This is a genomic window from Kitasatospora sp. NPDC088783 (assembly GCF_044750705.1).
GTDB classification, from domain to species: domain Bacteria; phylum Actinomycetota; class Actinomycetes; order Streptomycetales; family Streptomycetaceae; genus Kitasatospora; species Kitasatospora fiedleri.
This window is the reverse complement of sequence record NZ_JBIVKJ010000048.1, coordinates 1-1,283: the sequence shown is the minus strand read 5'-3', so window position 1 is coordinate 1,283 and position 1,283 is coordinate 1. Positions and strand designations below refer to the sequence as shown.

Here is a 1,283-nt window from a genome sequence, read left to right as displayed (position 1 = left end):
CTAGTAGTGCTTCGTTACGTTGGGTGATCTTGCCTGTTGGTGGGCATTCTTCGGGTGTGAAGCTGGGGGATGTGGAGCGGCTCCGTGGTGAGTTGGCGGAGTTCGTGGGTGATGTGTTCGGGTCGTTGCCGCGGCGGGACCAGCGTCGGTGGGGTGCCTGTTACCTGCGGGGTCTGATGCTGGACGGTCGGCGCAAGTCGATCCAGCCGATGGCTGCGCGGTTGCCGGACGGGGACATGCAGGCCCTGCAGCAGTTCGTGAACCAGTCGCCGTGGGATCCGTGGCCGGTGCGCAGGCGGATCGCGCGGCGGCTGTCGGAGGTGATCGCACCGCAGGTGTGGGTGATCGACGACGTGTCGTTCCCCAAGTGCGGCCGGGCATCTGCCGCAGTGGCCCGGCAGTACTGCGGGGCGCTGGGCAAGCGGGCGAACTGCCAGGTCGCGGTCAGCGTCCATGCCGCCACCGACAGCGCGTCGTGCCCGCTGGACCGGCAGTTGTACCTGCCCCGCGAGTGGACGGACGATCCCGGGCGGTGCCGCCGGGCGGGCGTCCCGGAGGGCACCGTTCACCAGGAGAAGTGGCGCCTGGCGCTCGGGCTGCTGGACAACGTGGCCGAGTGGGGGCTCGATGCCCCGGTGGTGGTCGCCGACGCGGGCTACGGCACCAGCACGCCCTTCCGTCACGGCCTGCAGGAGCGGGGCCTGTCCTACGTCCTCGCGCTCACCGGGAGGGAGGTCGCGCACGGGCTGGACGTCGAGCCGCACCGCCCCGACTACGGGGGGCTGGGGCCGCCCACCCTCGCCCGCTACCGCACCGCCCCGCGGTCGCTGGACCTGCACGCGGCCGACGCCGCTGCCGCGGACCGTTTCACCGAGACCGCCTGGCGACAGGGCCGCAAAGGGCCCATGACCTCACGGTTCGCGGTGATGACCGTACGGATGGCAGGCAAGCAGTCCCTGGCGGCCGCCCAGACGGCGGGCGGCGGACGCAACCGGTGGGACGGCGTCCTGCCCACCTCCACTGTCCTGGCCGAGTGGCCCGACGGCCACGACGCCCCGACCGGCTACTGGATATCGAACCTGCCGCCCGACACCCCCGTGGCGGACCTGGTGCGGTGGGCGAAGATGCGCTGGCGCATCGAGCACGACTACCGCGAACTCAAGCACGGACTGGGACTGGACCACTTCGAGGGACGCACCTGGCGCGGCTGGCACCACCACGTCACCCTCGTCACCGCCGCCCAGGCATTCCTCACCCTCAGGCGGCTCGACCCAAAAGCACCG

1 protein-coding gene is annotated in these 1,283 nt (G+C 71.3%); it reads left to right on the top strand.

What is annotated here, in order from left to right; genetic code table 11:
* Window positions 1–56 precede the first annotated feature (56 nt).
* Window positions 57–1,283: IS701 family transposase (locus tag ACIP60_RS38280; RefSeq protein WP_400694283.1), on the top strand; the 1,227-nt coding region annotated here is incomplete at its 3' end.